The following is a 1,270-nucleotide window of genomic DNA, read 5'->3' on the forward strand; positions in this document are numbered from 1 at the left end:
GTACAGACATGATCACCGGGCTCTATTCGGCCGCGGCCGATTCCATCCCGATCCTCTGTATCACCGGCCAGGCGCCGCGCGCGCGTCTCAACAAGGAGGATTTCCAGGCCGTCGACATCGCCGCCATCGCCGCGCCTGTCGCCAAATGGGCGGTCACCGTCATGGAACCCTATCTGGTGCCGATGGCGCTGCAGAAGGCGTTCCACCTGATGCGCTCGTCGCGGCCCGGTCCGGTCCTCGTCGATCTGCCGGTCGACGTGCAACTGGCCGAGATCGAGTTCGACATCGATGCCTATGAGCCGCTGGTGCCGTTCAAGCCGGCCATGTCGCGCGGCCAGGCCGAGAAAGCCTTGGCGATGCTCAACGCGGCGGAAAAGCCTGTCATCGTCGCCGGCGGCGGCATCATCAACGCCGATGCTTCGGACCTGCTGATCGAGTTCGCCGAAGTTGCTGGCGTGCCTGTGATCCCGACGCTGATGGGCTGGGGCGCGATCCCCGACGACCACCGGCTGATGGCCGGCATGTGCGGGCTGCAGACATCGCATCGCTACGGCAATGCGACGATGCTCGAGGCTGATTTCGTCTTCGGCATCGGCAATCGCTGGGCCAACCGCCACACCGGCTCGGTCGACGTCTACACCAGGGGCAAAAAATTCATCCACGTCGACATCGAGCCCACTCAGATCGGCCGCGTCTTCGCGCCGGAGCTCGGTGTAGTGTCGGATGCCGGTGCGGCGCTCAAAATGCTGCTCGACGTCGCCACCGAGTGGAGGACGGCGGGAAAATTGCGCGACTGGTCGGGCTGGGCCAGGGAATGCCTTGCCCGCAAGAAGACGATGAAGCGCAAGACGCATTTCGACCAGGTGCCGCTGAAACCGCAGCGCGTCTATGAGGAGATGAACAAAGCATTTGGCCGCGACACCACCTATGTCACCACGATCGGGCTTTCGCAGATCGCCGGCGCGCAGTTCCTGCATGTCTACAAGCCGCGCAACTGGATCAATTGCGGCCAGGCCGGCCCGCTCGGCTGGACGCTGCCGGCAGCACTCGGCGTTCGCGCCGCCGATCCGCACCGCAATATAGTGGCGCTGTCCGGCGACTATGATTTCCAGTTCATGATCGAGGAGCTGGCGGCCGGCGCGCAGCACAGATTGCCCTATATCCACGTCGTCGTGAACAATGCCTATCTCGGCCTGATCCGTCAGGCGCAGCGCGGCTTTTCGATGGATTTCGAGGTCAGCCTCGCCTTCGAGAACGTCAACCGGAAGGA

At 63.7% G+C, this 1,270-nt stretch carries 1 protein-coding gene; it reads left to right on the forward strand.

Annotated features, from left to right (window positions below):
- Positions 1–1,270, forward strand: a 1,270-nt coding sequence (gcl, locus tag EOA85_RS35495) for a glyoxylate carboligase (RefSeq protein WP_127212746.1), incomplete at both ends; no start/stop codon positions are given.

The organism is Mesorhizobium sp. M5C.F.Ca.IN.020.29.1.1, assembly GCF_003997375.1.
Lineage (GTDB): Bacteria > Pseudomonadota > Alphaproteobacteria > Rhizobiales > Rhizobiaceae > Mesorhizobium > Mesorhizobium wenxiniae.